This is a genomic window from Rhizobium sp. RU33A (assembly GCF_900156055.1).
Lineage (GTDB): Bacteria > Pseudomonadota > Alphaproteobacteria > Rhizobiales > Rhizobiaceae > Allorhizobium.
The window spans coordinates 409601-428511 of the sequence record NZ_FTMQ01000002.1 but is presented as its reverse complement, the minus strand read 5'-3'; the positions used below and the strand labels follow the sequence as shown (position 1 = coordinate 428511).

Sequence of the window (18911 nt, the reverse complement as noted above, 5' to 3'; positions counted from 1 at the left end):
TGCTCTGGTGTGTCGGCTCGCACAATACCATGCGGAGCCGACCGAAGCGAGATCAGCCCCCAAACGCAAAAAGGCCGGGTCACCCCGGCCTCCCCAAACCCTTATAAACACCCCGCCCCTCAGAGAGAGGCATCCTCCGCGCCCTCGGCCAGCATTCCAAACGCATACTCCGCAAACGACCGCCAGCATTCGACCCGGAACGTCTCTTCCTCGACCCGGTAAAGGATGATCTCGATCTTGCCGAACACAGTGCGCGTGACGGCGCCAACCGGGAAGGCCGCGAGCGACAGATCCAGCGGGCAGGCAGCGTTCAGCGTATCGGCGGCAGCCGGCCCCGAGACGATGATCGCCGTGTTCCGGTGGGAGATATCAGTCGCCGAATGAACCACGCCGGAGGCGGCGCAGTCGGCCATCAGCGTGTCACCTTTCTCGTCGATCAGGAACCATTCGTCCGGGCCGATCCAGAAGGCCGTGCGGCCCTTGGCCGAGGCAGACGTCTTCGGCTTTGTCGGCAGCTTGAGACCGAGCGTCTTGGAGAGGCCGGCGACCGCATCGGCACCAGCGCGCAGCGACACGCGGGTGGCGGGAAGCGCTGGCGTCAGCCGCACCTTGGCGCTGCCGCCGTGGAAGCCGGCGAGAACGGTCTTGCGCTCTGCAACAGACATATCAGCCATGGATGCGGCCTCCTTCCTTGTCAACGAACACCATGTCGGTCACTTCGACCGCGATGGTCTTGTCCTTCATCGGCACGTAAAGCGTCTCACCCATGCGGGCGCGGCCACCGGCCACCATGGCGATCGCGATCGAGCGACCGAGGTTTTCCGACCAGTAGGACGAGGTCACGTGGCCGAGCATGGTCATCGGCTTCGGCTGGTTCGGGTTGGCGACGATCTGCGCGCCCTCTTCCAGCACTTCGTTCGGATCCTTGGTGAAGATGCCGACGAGCTGCTTGCGGCCTTCCTTGACCAGATCCGGACGCTTCATGCCGCGAATGCCGACGAAATCGGTCTTCTTCTTCGACACCGCCCAGGAAAGGCCGGCATCGTCAGCCGTCAGCGTGCCGTCGGTGTCCTGACCGACGATTATATAGCCCTTCTCGGCGCGCAGCACATGCATGGTCTCGGTGCCATAGAGGCAGGCACCGAGCGACTGGGCCCGTTCCCAGATTTGTCTGAAGACGTCAGCGCCGAAATCGGCAGGCACATTGACTTCGAAGCCGAGTTCACCGGTGAACGACACGCGGAAGAGACGCGTCGGCACGCCGCAGAACGTGCCCTCGGCCACGCTCATATGGGGGAAGGCCTCGTTCGAGATATCGATGCCCTCGACGAAAGGCGCGATGATGTCGCGCGCCTTCGGACCCTGGACGGCGATGACCGCCCACTGCTCGGTCGTTGAGGTCAGCCAGACTTTCAGATGCGGGAATTCCGTCTGCAGATAGTCTTCCATGTGGTGCATGACGCGTGGCGCACCGCCCGTCGTGGTGGTCACGTGGAAGCGATCCTCGGCCAGGCGCCCGACGACGCCATCGTCATAGATGAAGCCGTCTTCGCGCGTCATGATGCCATAGCGCGCCTTGCCCGGCTTCAGCGTGTCCCAGGCATTGGTGTACATCAGGTTCAGGAACTCGGCAGCGTCAGGACCGACAACCTCGATCTTGCCGAGCGTCGAGGCGTTGAACACACCGGCGGCCTCACGAACCGTCTTGCCTTCGCGGTTGACGGCGGCATGCATGTCTTCGCCCGCCTTCGGGTAATACCAGGCGCGCTTCCAGTTGCCGACATCTTCATAGACGGCACCTTGGGAGACTTCATAGGCATGCATCGGCGTCTTGCGGGTCGGATCAAACAGCGCATCACGCGAATGGTTGATCAGCGTGCCGAAGGTCACAGGCGTATAGGGTGCGCGGAAGGTGGTGAGACCGACCTGCGGGATCTCCTTGCCAAGCACTTCCGCCGCAATGGCGAGGCCATGCATGTTGGAGAGCTTCCCCTGGTCGGACGCCATGCCGTTGGTCGTGAAGCGCTTGATATGCTCGATCGAATGCATGCCCTCGCGCACGGCAAGGCGAATGTCCTTGGCGCAGACATCGTGCTGGAAATCGACAAAGGCCTTGACGTTGTCATCACGGCCAGCCCCTTCGGCAGCCCCAATCATGCCACCGGTCCAGGCGTGTGCATTGGCGCCTGACAGCGAGACGGCTGGCGTTTCGGTCGCACCCGCAGCCTTGGCCGAGGAGAGACCGGCAGCGGTCGCCTCGTCGAGCAGCGCCTGCAGGTCGTCAGTACCGTTGCAGCCACCGACGGAGACGCAATCCTGCACGTAGATATCAGGCAGGAAACGGTCGTTTGCGGCGTCATATTTCAGCTTGCCGCGCGACTGCGAGAACATGTGCACGGACGGTGTCCAGCCGGCGCACATCAGAAGCGAATCGACCTCGATCTTGCGGGAGGAGCCGCCACCATTGCGGCGAACGGTGATCGAGCGGACGCGGAGACGGCCAGCCGTGTCGACCACGCCGTGGCCGGTCAGCACCTCGATGCCGAGTGCGCGGGCCTGGGCGAGAACACCCTCGCCCGGCTTTTCGCGCGCATCGACGATGACAGGCACGGAGATGCCCGCCTTCTTCAGATCGATCGCGGCTTCATAGGCCGAGTCATGCGCCGTATAGACAGCGACCTTGGCACCGACGGCGACGCCGAAATGGTTGAGATAGGTGCGGCCGGCAGAGGCCAGCATGATGCCCGGGCGGTCGTTGTTGGCGAACACCATATGGCGTTCGATCGAACCGCTGGCGATGATCACGCGCTTGGCGCGGACCTGCCACAGCCGCTCGCGCGGCTGGTCCTTTGACGGCTTGGCAATGTGGTCAGTCACACGTTCGACCAGCGCCACATAATTGTGGTTGTGGTAGCCAAACGCCGTGGTGCGGGAGAGCACGGTGACGTTGGACATGGCCTTCAGCTTGGCGACGGTCGCCTGCGCCCAGTCCCAGCCGCTCTGACCGTCAACGGTAGCGCCCGTGTCGAAGTGGAAGGCACCGCCCATTTCCGGCTGCTCGTCAACGATCATCACGCGCACGCCCGTCTGGGCGGCAGCCAGTGCCGACGCCAGACCGGCGGCACCGCCACCGATCACCAGCACGTCGCAATGGGCGTAGCGGTTGGCGTAATGGTCCGGATCGGCCTCCTTCGGCGCATGGCCGAGACCGGCCGCACGACGGATGAAGGGTTCATAGATCTGGTGCCAGGCAGCCTTCGGCCACATGAAGGTCTTGTAGTAGAAGCCGGCGGCGAAGAAGGGCGACAGCAGGTTGTTGACCTCGCCGATGTCGAGCGACAGCGACGGCCAGCGGTTCTGCGTCTCGATCTTCATGCCGTCGAAGACTTCCTGCACGGTCGCCCGCACATTCGGCTGGCGGCGGGCAGCGTCCCGCGAAACGTCGAGCAGCGCATTCGGCTCTTCCGGACCTGCGGTCAGGATGCCGCGCGGACGGTGATACTTGAACGAGCGGCCGGCGAGATGCATGCCGTTGGCGATCATGGCAGACGCGACGGTATCGCCTTCGTAAGCCGTCAGCGTGCGGCCATCGATGGTGAAGCGGGCAGTGAGCGCCGGCGTCAGGCGGCCCTTGCCGGGAATGCGGTTGGCAGCGCTCATGCCTTTTCTCCCTTCGAGGCAGACGGGGCAACCAGTGTTGCGGGATCGGGCATGGGTTCACCGGCCTTGTAGGTCAGCAGGATCTTGTCGGAGATCGTGTCGCGGGCCGCGTTGAAGAAGCGACCGCAGCCATGGATATGGCGCCAGCGCTCGAAGATCAGACCCTTCGGATTGTCGCGCAGGAAGAAGTAATCGACGAATTCCTCGTCGGAAATCGCTGAGATATTGGCAGGACGCGCGATATGCGCTTCACCGGCGGCGCGAAACTCGAGCTCTGCGCGCTCTTCTTCGCAATAGGGGCATTTGATGACCAGCATGTTGGGCTATCCCTAATTCAGTGCGCCACGGCAGCGGCGGCTGCCTCGTCGATGAGGCGGCCGGTGCGGAACCGGTCGAGCGTCAGACCCTGGGCCAGCCGGTGCGGCTCGCCCTTGGCGATGAGATGGGCAAAGAGGTTGGCCGAGCCCGGCGTCGCCTTGAAACCGCCCGTCCCCCAGCCGGCATTGACGAAGAGGTTTTGAACCGGCGTCACGCTCTGGATCGGCGAACGGTCGGCCGTGTTGTCGGTGATCCCGCCCCACTGGCGCATCATCTTCACACGACGGAACATCGGGAAGAGCTCGCAGATGGCATCGAGCGTATGCGTGATGATCTGCATGCCGCCGGTCTGGCTGTAGGAGTTGTACTGGTCGGTACCGGCACCGATGACCAACTCGCCCTTGTCCGACTGCGATATATAGGCATGCACGGTGTTCGACATGACCACGCAGGGGAAGATCGGCTTCAAGGGCTCGGAGACGAGCGCCTGCAGCGGCGTCGAATGCACCGGCAGGCGAACGCCCGCCATGCCCATGACGACGGAGGAATGGCCGGCCGCGGAGACGCCGACCTTTTTCGCGCCAATGAAGCCCTTTGTCGTATCAACGCCGGTCACTTCACCATTCGGGCCGCGACGCAGCCCCGTGACTTCGCAGTTCTGGATGATATGCACGCCACGATCGGACGCTGCACGCGCATAACCCCAGGCAACCGCATCATGGCGGGCCGTGCCACCGCGGCGCTGGAGCGCTGCACCATTGATCGGATAGCGGGCCGATTTGGAGATATCGAGCGGCGGGCAAAATGCCTTGGCCTGCTCCGGCGTCAGCCATTCATTGTCGATGCCATAGAGATTGTTGGCATTGACGTGGCGCTTGAATGACTGCTGGTCATGCACATTGTGCGACAGCATCATCACGCCGCGCGGCGAATACATGACATTATAATTGAGGTCCTGCGACAGGCCCTCCCAGAGCTTCAGCGAATGCTCGTAGATGTCCATGCTCTCTTCATAGAGATAATTGGACCGGATGATCGTCGTGTTTCGACCGGTATTGCCACCGCCGAGCCAGCCCTTCTCGATCACGGCGACATTGGTGATGCCGTGTTCCTTGGCCAGATAATAGGCCGCGCCGAGGCCATGGCCGCCGGCACCGATGATGATGACGTCATAGGACTGCCGCGGCTCGGGAGAGACCCACTGAGCCTCCCATCCCTTGTGGGCACGCATGGCCTCACGGACAACGGCAAAGACCGAATATTTGCGCATTCGCCTTAAACTCCTGTGGTTCAGGCATGTGGGTAGGATGATACAGGTCGCAGATCAACCCACGACATGACGTCCGTTTTGCGACGCATTGTCATCCGTCTTTCGACACCCCAGAAGAAGCGCAGCGCAGGGCGCAAAATTATTGGCGGGAAGCCTTGCGCCATATGGACTTCAGCAGGGTCTTCTGGTATCTCGCAGCCCAATCGCCGGACTCAGTGGCCGCGCGAACAAATACGCTGTTCCGGAGATGCGACCTCCATCGACGGAAGGACCAACACTTGAAAACCAAAGGAACGGGATAAACGTGCAGGTACTAGTCCGCGACAACAACGTTGACCAGGCGCTCCGCGCTCTCAAGAAGAAAATGCAGCGCGAAGGCATTTTCCGTGAAATGAAGATGCGCGATTTCTTCGAAAAGCCGTCCGAAAAGCGTGCGCGCGAAAAGGCCGAGGCCGTTCGCCGCGTCCGCAAGCTCGCCCGCAAGAAGATGCAGCGCGAAGGTCTGCTGCCGGCGCCTGCTGCTCGCGCGCGCTGATCAGCCTAGATTTAGACGTTTTCCTATGAAATTAGGGCGGGGGCGAGACGAATCGCCGCCGCTCTTTTGATATGAAACACGAACTTGCGCTGTCCGATGCCCACCGAGGGGTTCTGGCGGCCGCCGGATGATGCGCCTCATGACGAAAACCTCCGTGCTCTTCTCCGCCTCCTACGGTCCGCGCATGCCGCGACTGGCGACTGCGGCAGCCCTGATCGCAACGCTGACCCTGGCAAGCTGCGCCACGACGACGGAAACCACGGATGTTATTCGTCTCGACCGAGCCCAAGGCTCCGAGGAAAACATCGCCTCACTGACATCAGTCATCCAGTCCAACCCGCGTGATCCGGAAGGCTACAACGTGCGCGGCTCGGCTTACGGTCGCGCCGGCCAGTTCCGCCAGGCGCTCGACGATTTCAATACCGCCCTGCAGCTGAACCCACAGTTCTTCCAGGCCTATGCCAACCGCGCGCTGGTCTACCGCAACATGGGCAAGCCGGTCGAAGCGGCCGCCGACTACAATGCAGCGCTGAAGATCAACCCGAACTACGACGTAGCCTATATCGGACGCGGCAACATCTATCGCCAGGCAGGCCGGATCGACGAGGCCTTCGGCGACTTCAACCGCGCCATCCAGCTCGACACGACAGACGGACGCGCGTTCCACAATCGCGGCCTGATCTATCAGTTGCGCGGCGACCATGCGAAGGCGATCGACGACTTCTCGAAGGCGGTCTCGCTCTCGCCACGTGCGCCGGAGCCCTACAACGGCCGTGGCGTCTCCTATGTGGCGCTCAACGACGACGACAATGCATTCGCCGACTTCAACCTCGCGATCGAGCTCAACAACAACATCGCCGAGAGCTGGGCCAACCAGGCGCTGATCTACGAACGCCGCGGCGACAAGGCCCGTGCAGCCAAGTCCTACAGCCATGCGCTGCGCCTCGACCCCAAATACGAGCCAGCCAAGCAGGGTCTGGCCCGCACACGCGGCACGACCAGCTGAGACCAGAACCACTGGCGAGACATCGAAAACGGCGGGTCACCCCGCCGTTTTTTTGTTTGCCCTCCATCCACGCCCGTCCTGTCCATCAGATGGAATACAGCATGAAAAAAGGCGGCCCGTTGCCGGACCGCCTTTGCAAAAGCGATAGGACTGCGATCAGCGCATCATGAACACGCCGGCAACCGACAGCACGATCCAGATGAAGAACCCGCCGAGCAGGCCGGCACCGCCGAAGAAGCCGGCGGCCATGGCGATCATCAGTGCAACCAGGATGGCGGTGCCATACTTCGTGCCAGCGATGAAGACGTCATAGGTCTTCTCGTGCTCCTTGTAGTCCATAGAAGCACCGGTTTCGACCGGACCGGAATGATGTTCGCTCATGTTCGATCTCCCAAATCTTAAGCCTAGCGGCACCACGGCGGAATCGCATCTGACGAAGCCATGGGCAGAAATTTGTCTTTTTCCCGCATACACAAACGGCACGCGGAGCGCAATCGGATCCGGCACTTGTGGTCAATAATCCCGACCAGCAACGGCGCCAGCGACCTTTCCCGTCGCGACCAGTCGCGCGGAAGGCAGGACCGTCAGCGGTGTGGCCGACAACGCCCCCTCGCCGCGCCCGAACATCATGCGGCGTTCATGCTGGCCGGAATCGAAGAAAGGATAGCGCTTGAGGAGTTTCGAACCCGTGGTGTGGGTGTTGGTCGCCATCAGCGTGAGTTCGAGACCATAGATCTCGGTCATCCGCCGCTCGACCACGGTTTCCGCATAGAATACGCGTTTGTAGAAGGCAGCATGATGCGGCCGAACATGTTGCAGCACGCGGTCCGCCTTGAAATAGGCGGCTGCGACAATGCTCGTTCGAAGGGTGATGTAGGGTAGAACCGGCAATTCGCTTGCCACATCTGGATCAACCGCGAAACGCGCAGGGTCGATCAAGGTCAGTCCCGCATCCAGATAGGCCTCCATGACATCGGGAAAGACCCCTGCCGACTGTGACAGGGTGTGTTTCGGGGTCACGTGGTGAAGCCTGATCGTGCTGACAAGCTCTTCGAAATAATAGATCCCAAACACATAGGCGTGGCTGTCGAAATCAGCATCGTCAATCATGCTTGGCGCCGCGACCGGCAGCACATTCGCTGCCTTGTAGGCCTTGTAACGCAGTTGCTCGATATCTTCGAAATCTTCTTGAGTCTCGATCCGGCGATACTCGATGAAATCGAGATAACGCATCAATCGTTCCGAAAAGCCTTCCAATTCCATGCTGATACCCATGCCGGTTGACCGATGGCATGGGGTATCACCTCTCATTCCACCTCGCCCCCCTGAATATTAATAAGATATTAAAATGCCATGGGTTAAGGTTAATGGTCACGTCCGCAACCAATTCGCGACAGGCGGGAAGTCTGATGGAAAACGGAAATGGGCAGCTGATGAGGTGAATCAAGCCACGCCGGCTTGGGCCGCGATCCCGTTGACTTCTGCCTCTTCCGCGAGGGCACCGATGGCGTGTGCGGCGATCGGCATAGAGAAGACGTAGCCCTGAATGAGATCGGCGCAGTTGTGCTTCTTGATCAGCGACAGTTGCTCCCGCGTTTCCACGCCTTCGACCACGATCCCTATATCAAGACCGCGCGTCAGGCTGACGATGCCCCGCAGAAGCTTCAATCGGCGGGCGTCCTGCCCGATGTTGCGAACGAAGGAGCGATCGATCTTCACAACATCGACAGGCAGGGTGTCGAGGTAGCTGAGGCTCGAGAAGCCCGTACCAAAGTCGTCGATGGAAATGGTGATCCCGAGCAGACGTAGCCTGTCCAGAACGGCGCGGGCGGGAGAGAGCTCTTCGATCAGGCTGCTTTCCGTGACCTCGAGATGCAGCCGCTTGGCCGACAGCCCCGTCTCCGAGAGTATCCGTTCGACCATGGCGGCGAGATCGCCCTGCCTGAGATCGTGGACAGAAAGATTAACCGATACACCGATCGCTTCCGGCCAAGTCTGGCAATCAAAACAGGCTCGACGCAGCACCTGCTGCGTGATCTCTGTGACAATGCCCATCTCTTCTGCAATCTGGATGAAGATGTTCGGTGCGATCGGCCCCTTCTCCGGATGATGCCATCGGGCAAGCGCCTCGCAACAGACGAGACCCCGCCCATCCGGCGTGAACATCGGCTGGTAAACGACAGTGATGCCATGCTGGTCGATGGCCGCCCGGAGATCTGCCTTCAGGCGCTGCCGCTCCAGATAACGCGCATCCATTTCCTTGACGAAGAGCATGAAGCTGCCCCGGCTGCGTGCCTTCGATTCGAACAGCGCGATATCCAGCTTGACCAGCCAGTCGTCCATATCGAACGCAGCACTCTCGGCAAGGACGGCCCCGGCGGAGAAAACGACCGGAACACGAATCCCCTCGACATCATAATCAGCGCTGGCGGCGAGATGCAGATTGCGCATCACGTCTTCGAGGTCATCCTGGTCCTCGACATTGGGAAAGAAGCAGATGAAGTGATCGCCCACTTGCCGGCCGACAATCGCCTTGCCAGCGGCACACGACGTCAGGCGGGACGCGATGGAGACAAGCAGTTTGTCGCCGGTCAGATAACCCTTGAGATCGTTCACGTGCTTGAAATCAGCGACATCGAGGATCATCAGGCCGACAGTCGTGCCGAATTCGCCAGAACGCTCAAGACGTTCGCGGACGAGGTCGATAAAGTATCCCCGCTGCGGCAGACCCGTCAGACTGTCGTAACGCGCCATGTGAAGGATCTTGCGATCGGCATGCACCCGGGCTGTGACATCCTCGAAGATCAACACGACCCCGCCCTCGTCACGCCGCTTGGCGGAGAACTCCAGCACCAGGTCCTCGGAGAAATGCATGAGCGCGCGGCTTGAGAGGCCTTGCACGAGATGGGCAAGTTGCCCCTGAAGAAGGCTCGACATGGCCCCGTCCACAAACGTATGGCGGACGCCATAGCGCAGAACAACATCGAGATCGCAGCCGACGAGACGGCGACGGTCCCCCAGACTGAGCAATTCGCAAGCCTTCCGATTGACCACCTCGATCCGATTGTTCGGATCAAGCATCAACAGACCATGGGTCATGTTGCTGAGAGCCGTATCAAAGCGGTCGGCAATTTTCGCCATTTCGCGAGAGGCGAGAACATTCTCATAGAGAAAGTCGCGCACACCATTGGCCATCGAGCGCACGGTGAGCCCAAACGGCACCAGCATCAGCGACAACAGAGCCTTGAAGAGGTCTTGTGCCAGAAGACTGCCGATGACCATGGGGACGCAACAGGCCAAAGTCTGCAGATCGACAGCAAGCCTTGAACCATAGTTGCGACCGACAACCGACACCATTGACGCCATGGTCACGGCTATGCAGGCAAGTTCCGCGAATGTGTCCTCGAAGGCGAGCATAGCGTAACCGCTGCCGATGCCCAGGATTGCAGCAGTCGACGCACCGCCAATGACATAGCGACGCTCCCAGGTCGCGATCTGCTGCCGCGTCATCTTCGACTTGTCCTCGCGATCGAAGACAAAGAAGGAATGAAGCCGGAACGAGAAGACGGCGACGAAACAGGCGCACAGGAAGAGATAGAAGGACGCTCCCGTCTGCACATAGACCGTGACGAATGTGAGGATGTGGACAACCATGCCGGTAAACAGCGTGAAGCGGTTGTCGAACAGGGAGCTCACGAACGACAGATACACATCCGTGGGCACATTCTGTTCATGCCCCTTCTCGGTATTCATGATCTGCCCTCCCGGCAAGGTTGGACGCGAAACCTCAGTTTTCAAGTGATGTCTCTTCCAGTCCTTGTGCCTGCTTTGCGGCGAAAAGCATGTCCTAAAACGTCACAGTCACACGCAAAACGAAGACAATGCTAAAATGCACTGCTTCGAGGCGGGACGCAAACCACTAAGCGAGAACCTCTTAAGGGCGGCATATCCAAAATGTTAAAATGCAAGCAAATACAAGCGCCGCGCGCAGGCGAAAAGCCAGCGCCAGCCTCGGCTGCAGCTTGCAGAGAGTTCAACTTTCGTTGCCCCAGGGGGAGGATCCGCGCTGTCCAGTTGCGCACGGTTTACCATTGCTCTAAGCACGAAAAGACAAGGGGAGAACAAACACAATGACAATTCTGTTGGCTGTTTCCCGGCTGATCGACGCGATCAACGGGGCCATTGGGCGCTCGGTGTCATGGCTGCTTCTGGCGGCCGTTCTGATCAGCGCCGGCAATGCCGTCATCCGCAAGGTCTTCGACATTTCATCCAATGCATGGCTCGAGCTGCAATGGTATCTGTTCGGCACCGTCTTCATGCTCGCAGCCGCCTATGCCCTGCTCCGCAACGAGCATATCCGCATCGATATTCTCTCAAGCGGTTGGAAGAAGCGGACGCGGGACTGGATCGACCTGATCCTCCACACCATCTTCCTCGTGCCCTTTGCCGGGCTGATGGCCTATCTCGCTTGGCCCTGGTTCTGGCTGTCCTTCCGCTCCGGCGAGATGTCGTCGAGCGCCGGCGGCCTGATCATCTGGCCCGCCAAGGCGATGGTTCTGGTCGGCTTCCTCCTGCTGACGGCACAGGCCTTCTCCGAAATCATCAAGCGCGCTGCGGTGCTGATGGGCCGGATCGAGGACCCGAACGTCGTGCCCCCGGTGAACGAAGGCCAGGAGGCTTGAGATGATCGACATCATTGCCCACAATCTCGCGCCGATCATGTTCACCAGCGTCATGCTGATGCTGCTGCTCGGTTATCCCGTAGCGTTTACCCTCGCCGCTGGCGGATTGATCTACTTCGTCGTCGGCGTCGAGCTGTCGATCTTCTCGTCCGAGATCCGCCTCTTCTGGCCGCTGCTGCAGTCGCATCCGGAGCGCATCTACGGGATCATGTATAACGACACCCTGCTGTCGATCCCGTTCTTTACCCTGATGGGCATCATCCTCGAACGATCGCGCATGGCAGAAGACCTGCTCGACACCATCGGCCAGCTCTTCGGCCCGATCCGTGGCGGTCTCGCCTATGCCGTCATTCTCGTCGGTGCGCTGCTTGGTGCCACAACCGGCGTCGTCGCAGCCTCGGTCATGGCCATGGGCCTGATCTCGCTGCCGATCATGCTGCGCTACAAGTATAACGGCCCGCTGGTCTCGGGCACGATCGCAGCCTCCGGCACACTTGCCCAGATCGTCCCGCCCTCGCTCGTCCTGATCGTCATGGCCGACCAGCTCGGCCGCTCGGTCGGTGACATGTATGTCGGCGCGCTCTATCCGGCCCTGATGATCATCGCAGCTTACTGCGCCTACATTTTCGCAGTCACGATCATTAAGCCGGAATGGGCACCTGCCCTTCCCAAGGAAGCCCGCACTTTGGGCGACGGCGTCACGTCTCTGCTCGTCATGATCGCCATCGGTACCGGCCTCTATTTCCTCGGCTACCACATTCTGTTCACCGGCATCGCAAGTGCCGAGTGGCAGTTGGTGGCGGCACTCGCCTTCGGCGTGATCTCCGTCTACGGCTTTGCGCTGATCAACCGCGGCATGAAGCTGAACGTGATCTCGCGGCTGGCGCAAGAAGTCATCATCGTCATGGTGCCACCGCTGGCGCTGATCTTCCTCGTTCTCGGCACCATCTTCCTCGGCATCGCAACGCCGACAGAAGGCGGCGCCATGGGCGCGACCGGCGCCCTCATCATCGCCGCCGCCAAAGGGCGTCTGAACCTCGCCATCCTAAAGAACGCGCTCGACGCCACCACACGTCTTTCCGCCTTCGTCATGATGATCCTCATCGGCGCCCGCGTCTTCGGCCTGACCTTCTACGGCATCAACGGGAATGTCTGGATCGAGGATCTGATGCTGGCGCTTCCGGGCGGCGAATACGGCTTCCTGATCGTCGTCACGATTATCGTCTTCATCCTCGGCTGCTTCCTCGATTTCTTCGAGATCGCCTTCATCATGGTGCCACTCCTGGTGCCGGTCGCCGATAGTCTCGGGATCGACCTGGTCTGGTTCGGCATCATTCTCGGCATCAACCTGCAGACCTCGTTCCTGACGCCACCCTTCGGCTTCTCGCTGTTCTACCTCCGATCCGTCGCCCCTGAAGGGAGATGGAAGGACAAGGTGACCGGGCAGATGCGGGATGGCATCAAGACAATGGAGATATATAGAGGTGTTCTGCCCTTCATCATCATCCAGTTCATGGCGATCATCGTCGTCATCGCCTTCCCTGGCCTCGTGATGCATTACAAAGGCGACGCTGTGGTTCAGGATCCGAGCACGATCCAGATCACCATCCCGCAGCCTTCGGATGGTGGAGGCAGCACCATGCCGTCCTTCGGTCTTCCGCCCCTCGGGAGCGACGGCCAGGCGCCTGCAGGCGCGACGGGACAGCAACCGTCCTTCGGCCTGTCACCGCTCGATCTCGGCCAGCCACCGGCGATACAGCCACCGGCCGGAGCGACAACCGCCCCTGCCCCGGCTCCCGCTCCGTCCATGGACCTGAGCCAGCCACCTGTGATCCAGTAGGCGGCGACGCTTATCCACCGATGGCATTCCAATTCTGCAAAACCCCGGCCTCGCGCCGGGGTTTTGTTTTGTAGACGGCGCACGAAAAAGCCCCGGTCGCGAGGACCGGGGCCATTGACTGTCGAACGCCTCGATTGATCAGAGCTTGTTGGCGCGCTGCTGCATCATCATGAACGTGTCGAACGTGTAGTCCGGCAGCTGCATCCAGAGATAAGCGTCTTTCTTGAACGCCAGCTGGCTGTCATAGATCTTCTTGAAGGCCGCGTTGGAGGCGTTGATCTCTTCGTAGGTCGCCAGCGAGGCTTCGTAGCAGGCTGTCAGGATTTCCTGGCTGAACGGACGCAGCACAGCGCCGGAGCCGACGAGTTCCTTGACCGCGATCGGGTTCTTGACGTCGTACTTCGCCAGCATGTTGGCATTTGCGAAGGCGCAGGCGTCATGCAGGATCGCCTGGTAGTGGGCCGGAAGGCTGTTCCACTTTTCCAGGTTGACCATGGCATGCAGGGTGGCACCACCTTCCCACCAGCCGGGATAGTAGTAGTACTGCGCAACCTTGAAGAAGCCGAGCTTCTGGTCGTCATAGGGACCGACCCACTCCGTGGCATCGATCGTGCCCTTTTCCAGTGCCGGATAGATGTCGCCGCCAGCGATCTGCTGCGGCACGACGCCGAGCTTTTCGATGACCTTGCCGGCGAAGCCGCCGATGCGCATCTTCAGACCCTTGAGGTCGTCAAGCGTATTGATCTCTTTGCGGAACCAGCCACCCATCTGCGCACCGGTATTGCCGGCCGGCAGGCCGTAGAGGCCCTGGGTCGCGAAGAATTCGTTCAGCAGGTCGTTGCCGTTCGCCTGGTAGAACCAGGCATTCTGCAAGCGGGCATTGAGACCGAAGGGAACGGCTGTCGCCAGTGCATAGGTGGGGTCCTTGCCCCAGTAATAGTAGTTGGCGGTGTGCGACATTTCGACGGTACCGGCAGCGACCGCGTCGTTGGCCTGCAGGCCGGGGACGATTTCACCGGCGGAGAAGACCTGGATTTCGAAATTGCCATTGGTGGCAGCCTTGACGCGATCTGCAACATCATTGGCGGCGCCGAAAATGGTGTCGAGTGCCTTCGGGAACGACGACGTCAGGCGCCAGGTAACTTTCGGATTTTCCTGCGCGATGGCAGGTGCCGCCAGCACGGCGGACGCCGCAGCGCCCGCGCCGGCAACGCCAGCCTTCTTGATAAATGAACGACGATCCATGAACTACCTCCCAGTTGTTGCCCCACCGGCGGGCATCGTCGGCCCCTCCCGGCAGCGATGCGCGAGCTAACCATTTTGTCTAAAGGGATTCAAGCGCTTGGACTCTATTCTTTTGGATGAGAGCTTTCACTTGAGCGTGCCTGTAGAGGCCAGCGGCTATGTTAGCGCGAACATGTAAAACGAGGAAAGAGGCAGCACAACCGGAGCGTTTTTACTGCGTAAAAGCACAAGGCTTGCGACCTGCTGCACGTATGCTCAAGGTAACATCAGGAGCGCCAGATCCGCACCGGGAATATCCGTCACCTCGTAAGAAAAGTGCCGTCCTCGAACCAGTGTCAGCAAGGTGGCTCCACCGGGGTCGCTGATCGTCACACTGCCGTCTTCGTGCTGGGTCCATGTCGTCGCCCGGATCAGACCGGGCCAGACCTCCTCGCAATCCGGCGGCGCGAAGAAATCGCGACTGCGACTGGTGAGCGCCGCACCGCGCTCCACCAGACAGACCGTCTTTCGTGTAAAGTTGGACACGGAAAACATGGCCGGTGGCGAGACGGACCCGGCATGCAGCCTCGCAGCAAAGGCCGACGGCGTATGGTTGGCAGATGGAATTGTCCCGAGCACGATCGGATCGGCGGCCATCTGCTCGGAACGCTGCGGCAAAGCCCAGATACTGAGCCCAACCAGCGAGGCGCCTGCACACAGGAGAACTGTCGCCACGATGGCGAGAGAGGACTTCATCGGAGCATCCTTCCGCTCGAGACCCCATATGGCAAGAGGATGGACCGGCAAGCTTGCGGAAGGCTGACCGCCGAATCAGGTCTTTGGATGCGGCGTTTCCGGAACCGGCGTGAGCGGACGACCTGTGTCGAACCAGCTGACGATATTGTCGACGACGAGATCGGCCATGGCGTCACGCGTCGGTACCGAGGCCGAGGCGACATGCGGCAGCAACGAGACATTCGGCAGATCGATCAGGCCCTGGGGCACGCGAGGCTCGTCGGCAAAGACATCGAGACCGGCAGCAGCGATCGTGCCGCCCTGAAGAGCGGCGATCAGCGCGGGCTCATCGACCGTCGAACCGCGACCGACATTGATGAGCACGCCGTTCGGTCCGAGCGCGGAGAGGACTTCGGCATTGATTGCACCCTTGGTCTCGGGCGTCGACGGGACGATAGAGATCAGCACATCGACCGCTTGCGCGAGGCCCGTCAGGGTGTCGTGATAGACAAAATCGACATCCGTGCGAGGTCGCCGCGTGTGGTAGGCGAGTTCGACCTTAAACGGCCGGAGACGGTCGGCAATCTCCATGCCGATCCGGCCGAGACCGTGAAGACCGACCTTGCGCCCCTTGAGCGAAAGCGGCGAGAGCGGAAAGGCCCCCTCCTTTTCCCAGCGTCCGTCACGCAGATAACGCTCGGCGAAATAGAACTGGCGCATTGTGTTGAGAAGCAGCGCAATCGCCGTATCGGCCACCTCATCGTTCAGCACGTCGGGCGTATTCGTGACGACCACCCCAGCAACCGCGGCGGCCCTCACATCGACGCCGTCATATCCGACCCCGAAACTGCCGATCACCTCGAGTTTCGGCAACCGCTCGATCAGTGAAGCCGGAAACCGGCCGGATACCGCAGCGCCGCGCACTCGCTCTAATTCACCTGCGTCCACGTCCGCAGTATTGGCATCAGCAATCTCCAGAAGATCGAATCGATCCGAAAGACGAGCACGGACGCGCGGATGAATGCGACCTGGGATGAGCACGAGGGGGCGATCGGACATGTCTGTCTCCTTGCAGGGGCGAGGATCATGGGCGAGCGGCTTGAAGGCCGGCTCGGGGGTTACCGACGGATCGGGCCGGTTGATTGGCGAATGCGCATCTCGGGCTTGATCAGGTGGATGCCGTCAGGCTCGTGACTGCCGGCAAGCTTGTCGAGCAATGCACGCGCGGCAAGCCGCCCGACCTCTGCCTGGCCGTTCCAGACGGTGGTCAGGGATGGCGTGGCGATCGAGGCTTCCTCGAGGTCGTCATAGCCGGTGACCGAGATGTCCTGACCGGGGATGAGACCGGCACGGGCAATACCGTTCATTAACCCGATGGCGACGAGATCGTTCCAGCAGACGGCAGCCGTTGGCTTCTGCGGCAGCGACAGGAAGTTCACCGCCGCCTCGAAACCACCCTGCTTGGTGCGGGGGCCAGGAATGCGCAGGCCCGGATCGACTTCGATGCCTGCCTTGCGCAGCGCGTTCACATAGCCCTGGTAACGGTCACGCCCCGTGGATGTCTGGTCCGTGCCGCCGATCATGGCGATCGAGCGATGACCGAGGCCAATCAGGTGGTTCGTGGCAAGCGAAATGCCGTAGCTGTCGTCGCCGCGATAGATCGGCACATCGAGCCCATCCATCGAGCGGGCGATGAAGATCGCCGGCATGCCGTTGTTTTCGGCCAGCAGCACATCTTCCGGCGGCGTACCGATGGCTGGCGACATGATCACCCCGTCTCCGCCCAATTGCAGCAGCGTCTCGATGAACATGCGTTGCTTGTCGACGCTATCGTAATGGTTCGAGAGAATGAAGGTGTGTCGGCTGCGGTCGAGTTCGGTCTCGATAGCTTTCAGGATTTCCCCGTAGAACGGGTTCATGATGTCATGCACGACGACACCGATGATCCCGGAGCGGGAGGTGCGAAGGCTAGCGGCACGGCGGTTGTAGATATAACCGAGGGCGCGCGCCTGCTCCTTGATTTTCTCGCGAGTATCGGCCGCAACGAGCGGGCTGTCACGCAGGGCAAGTGAAATGGTCGCTGTAGAGAGACCAAGCGATTCCGCAATGGTCGAAAGCTTTACCTTTTGTGCCACGTTTCCTCCCTCGCAGCAGACCGGTGGGCGCTCGATCGCCCTTAAAAGATTTAATTAAACAATTTAATTGGCGATTTCAATCACTGTCATCGTCTGCATGATCGGCAGATCGGATCCCGCTCTGACCCGAGAGATTGCCCTCTATGACCGACAGCAGCTTGACCAGAATTTTCACTTCCTTGCCCGACAGGCCCTGGAGGGCATGAGCCTCGCAAGCAGCCGTCGCCTGAGCGATCCGCGCGACGCTGCCGCGCCCCTCGTCGGTAAGATAGACCTTGGTCAGGCGTCCGTCCCGATCGTCGGTACGGCGCATGACAAAACCCTGCGCCTCCATCCGCCCGATCGTGCGGGTCATGGTCGGCGCCTTCACGCCGAGCTGATGGGCCAGCGCGCCCGGCGTCTGACCATCCTCCTGCGCCAGAAGCTGCACCACGCCATCCTGCCCCGGATAGAGCCCGCTTTCGGCCAGCCCGTGCGAAAGCCGGGTTCGCAAGGCGCGCGCAACCTGGGTGACGGCGCCGCTCAGCACACCCGAAGCCGGCGGCTCCTTCTTCTTGCCCTTCTTCTTTTCACCGCGGTCCTTGTCGGCCTTGTCCTTTTTCGCCATGACTCTCCCCGATGGACAAACGCTGCGGCCCTTACGGCAATCCGCCGCGACGGCTGCCATGCATAACGAAGATGATGAGGTTAGACCAGATGGCGAAACCCGCACCGTGGTTCGCGGACAATGATCCCCGACTGGGAGCCGCTGACCGAGGAGACTGGATTGCCGTCCTGCCGCTAGGCGCTCACGAGCAGCACGGCCCGCACCTGCCCTTCGAGACCGACACGATCATCGCCGACGGCATCATGCACCGCGTCGCCGATGCCCTGCCGCCGCATCTCTCCGTCACCATCCTCCCGGCAGAGCCCGTCGGCTATTCGATTGAACACATGGATGTCGAAGGCAGTCGAACGCTCACCTATGCCGAGGCAATCAACCGCTGGATCGGGATCGCCGAGGATCTGAACCGCCAGGGCATTCGCAAACTGGTGCTGATGAACGCCCATGGTGGCAATTCCCCGCTGCTGACGATTGTCGCAACTGAAGCACGGGTACGCTTCAACATGCTGGTGGTCGCCACCAGCTGGACACGCTTCGGTCAACCGGAAGGCTGGATTACGCCTGAAGCGAAGGCAATCGACATCCATGGCGGCGACATCGAGACATCGGTCATGCTGGCGCTCGTACCGGATCGGGTGGACATGACCAAAGCAGAGAGCTTCCCGTCCCGGCAATCCGGCTTCGCCGCCCGCTTCAGCCATCTGCGCGCCTATGGTCCCCATGCCTTCGGCTGGAAGATGTCCGACCTCAACTCACAGGGTGTGGCCGGAAATGCGGCGGCAGCGACGGCAGAGAGGGGTGAACGTTTGCTGGCCCACTCGGTCGCGGGCCTTTTCGATCTACTGGATGACGTGCACAGGTTCGATATCACAACATTGACGTGAGCTTGCAGGGCCGACAGG

At 60.9% G+C, this 18911-nt stretch carries 17 protein-coding genes; 5 read left to right on the top strand and 12 right to left on the bottom strand.

The window, feature by feature from the left end; translation table 11 throughout:
• Positions 1 to 119: 119 nt before the first annotated feature.
• Genes BW978_RS08000 through BW978_RS07985 form a run of 4 tightly spaced genes read right to left on the bottom strand, consistent with a single transcriptional unit; the run spans position 120 to position 5248 of the window.
• Positions 120 to 674 (bottom strand): sarcosine oxidase subunit gamma, encoded by a 555-nt coding sequence (locus BW978_RS08000; protein WP_076393930.1) that lies wholly within the window; start codon positions 672 to 674, stop codon positions 120 to 122.
• Positions 667 to 3660, bottom strand: coding sequence for a sarcosine oxidase subunit alpha (locus BW978_RS07995; RefSeq protein ID WP_076393929.1), 2994 nt, complete (start codon positions 3658 to 3660; stop codon positions 667 to 669). Before BW978_RS07995 ends, BW978_RS08000 begins: the two co-directional genes overlap by 8 nt.
• Positions 3657 to 3977 carry a sarcosine oxidase subunit delta gene (locus BW978_RS07990; protein ID WP_076393928.1) on the bottom strand — a complete coding sequence of 107 codons (321 nt, stop codon included), beginning with the start codon at positions 3975 to 3977 and terminating at the stop codon, positions 3657 to 3659. The genes BW978_RS07995 and BW978_RS07990 overlap by 4 nt, the downstream gene beginning before the upstream one ends.
• Positions 3978 to 3994: 17 nt before the next feature.
• Positions 3995 to 5248: a sarcosine oxidase subunit beta family protein gene (locus BW978_RS07985; RefSeq protein WP_076393927.1), complete on the bottom strand. Its 1254-nt coding sequence runs from the start codon at positions 5246 to 5248 to the stop codon at positions 3995 to 3997.
• 304 nt (positions 5249 to 5552) lie between these two features.
• On the opposite strand from BW978_RS07985, the gene rpsU reads away from it, so the two are divergent.
• On the top strand, positions 5553 to 5783 hold the full coding sequence (rpsU, locus tag BW978_RS07980; protein WP_076393925.1) for a 30S ribosomal protein S21: 231 nt from the start codon (positions 5553 to 5555) through the stop codon (positions 5781 to 5783).
• Positions 5784 to 5967: 184 nt separating this feature from the next.
• The gene (locus BW978_RS07975) at positions 5968 to 6789 is read left to right on the top strand and encodes a tetratricopeptide repeat protein (RefSeq protein ID WP_244551933.1); all 822 of its coding nucleotides are present in this window, start codon (positions 5968 to 5970) and stop codon (positions 6787 to 6789) included.
• 156 nt (positions 6790 to 6945) lie between these two features.
• Here BW978_RS07975 and BW978_RS07970 read toward each other — a convergent pair whose 3' ends face one another.
• The 3 genes from BW978_RS07970 to BW978_RS07960 all read right to left on the bottom strand — a co-directional run bounded on the left by BW978_RS07970 (position 6946) and on the right by BW978_RS07960 (position 10542).
• Complete coding sequence (locus BW978_RS07970; protein WP_076393921.1) at positions 6946 to 7170, bottom strand: aa3-type cytochrome c oxidase subunit IV; 225 nt, start codon at positions 7168 to 7170, stop codon at positions 6946 to 6948.
• Positions 7171 to 7302: 132 nt separating this feature from the next.
• The gene (locus BW978_RS07965) at positions 7303 to 8064 is read right to left on the bottom strand and encodes an N-acyl amino acid synthase FeeM domain-containing protein (protein WP_076393919.1); all 762 of its coding nucleotides are present in this window, start codon (positions 8062 to 8064) and stop codon (positions 7303 to 7305) included.
• Positions 8065 to 8232: 168 nt separating this feature from the next.
• Positions 8233 to 10542 (bottom strand): putative bifunctional diguanylate cyclase/phosphodiesterase, encoded by a 2310-nt coding sequence (locus BW978_RS07960; protein ID WP_076393917.1) that lies wholly within the window; start codon positions 10540 to 10542, stop codon positions 8233 to 8235.
• Positions 10543 to 10919: 377 nt separating this feature from the next.
• On the opposite strand from BW978_RS07960, the gene BW978_RS07955 reads away from it, so the two are divergent.
• Entirely contained in the window at positions 10920 to 11471 is a 552-nt protein-coding gene (locus BW978_RS07955) for a TRAP transporter small permease subunit (protein WP_076393915.1), read from the top strand.
• 1 nt (position 11472) lies between these two features.
• On the top strand, positions 11473 to 13311 hold the full coding sequence (locus tag BW978_RS07950) for a TRAP transporter large permease (protein WP_076393913.1): 1839 nt from the start codon (positions 11473 to 11475) through the stop codon (positions 13309 to 13311).
• Positions 13312 to 13449: 138 nt separating this feature from the next.
• Here the strand turns inward: BW978_RS07950 and BW978_RS07945 are convergent, their stop codons facing one another.
• From BW978_RS07945 to BW978_RS07925, 5 genes are all read right to left on the bottom strand, one after another.
• Positions 13450 to 14556 carry a TRAP transporter substrate-binding protein gene (locus BW978_RS07945; protein WP_076393911.1) on the bottom strand — a complete coding sequence of 369 codons (1107 nt, stop codon included), beginning with the start codon at positions 14554 to 14556 and terminating at the stop codon, positions 13450 to 13452.
• A gap of 255 nt (positions 14557 to 14811) precedes the next feature.
• Complete coding sequence (locus tag BW978_RS07940) at positions 14812 to 15291, bottom strand: hypothetical protein (protein WP_076393909.1); 480 nt, start codon at positions 15289 to 15291, stop codon at positions 14812 to 14814.
• Between the two features lie 75 nt (positions 15292 to 15366).
• Positions 15367 to 16329: a 2-hydroxyacid dehydrogenase gene (locus BW978_RS07935; protein WP_076393907.1), complete on the bottom strand. Its 963-nt coding sequence runs from the start codon at positions 16327 to 16329 to the stop codon at positions 15367 to 15369.
• A gap of 59 nt (positions 16330 to 16388) precedes the next feature.
• Positions 16389 to 17405, bottom strand: a complete 1017-nt coding sequence (locus BW978_RS07930) for a LacI family DNA-binding transcriptional regulator (protein ID WP_076393905.1) — start codon at positions 17403 to 17405, stop codon at positions 16389 to 16391.
• Positions 17406 to 17481: 76 nt separating this feature from the next.
• Entirely contained in the window at positions 17482 to 18012 is a 531-nt protein-coding gene (locus BW978_RS07925) for a MarR family winged helix-turn-helix transcriptional regulator (RefSeq protein ID WP_076393903.1), read from the bottom strand.
• Positions 18013 to 18101: 89 nt separating this feature from the next.
• Here BW978_RS07925 and BW978_RS07920 point away from each other — a divergent pair, with 89 nt between their 5' ends.
• Entirely contained in the window at positions 18102 to 18893 is a 792-nt protein-coding gene (locus BW978_RS07920; RefSeq protein ID WP_076393901.1) for a creatininase family protein, read from the top strand.
• Positions 18894 to 18911 lie beyond the last annotated feature (18 nt).